Below are 518 nucleotides of genomic sequence, written 5' to 3' on the forward strand. Positions count from 1 at the left end.
TGCTCCTGGGTGAGGGCGTCGAGCCGGGCAGCGACCACGTCGGTGGCCACGACGTCAGCCCCCTCGGCCAGCAGCCGCACCGTGGTCGCGAGCCCGATCCCCGAACCCGCGCCTGTGACGACGACCGTGCGTCCCTCGAACCGGTTCATCCGAATCTCCCTCGATCCCGTTGCCCCGTGGGGTTGCCTCCACTGTGGTGGGGCAGGCGAGGGGCTTCGAGAGGTGGAGGTCCCGGGTGGCGCAGTCAGGGAAGGTCAGGGACGACCGGCGTAGGGCATCGTGCCGCCCCAGCGCATCGAGGTCACCCGGACCTGCAGACCCGGCACCGGCGCCTCGACGATCATTCCGTTCCCCACCCACATGGCCACGTGGTAGACGGAGCCGGGGTCGTTGGGGTCGGTGCCCCAGAAGAGCAGGTCACCCGCCCGCAGGTCCGACGTGCTGATCTTGGCCACGCGCCGGTACTGGCCGCTCGAGCTGTGCGGCAGCGAGACGCCCTGCGAGCCCCAGGCCCGCAT

At 71.2% G+C, this 518-nt stretch carries 2 protein-coding genes; both read right to left on the reverse strand.

What is annotated here, in order from left to right:
* Positions 1-149: SDR family NAD(P)-dependent oxidoreductase (locus FRW57_RS22800; RefSeq protein WP_152187153.1), on the reverse strand; the 149-nt coding region annotated here is incomplete at its 3' end.
* Between the two features lie 105 nt (positions 150-254).
* Positions 255-518: C40 family peptidase (locus tag FRW57_RS22805; RefSeq protein WP_162529502.1), on the reverse strand; the 264-nt coding region annotated here is incomplete at its 5' end.

It is taken from the genome of Segeticoccus rhizosphaerae, assembly GCF_009192725.1.
GTDB classification, from domain to species: domain Bacteria; phylum Actinomycetota; class Actinomycetes; order Actinomycetales; family Dermatophilaceae; genus Segeticoccus; species Segeticoccus rhizosphaerae.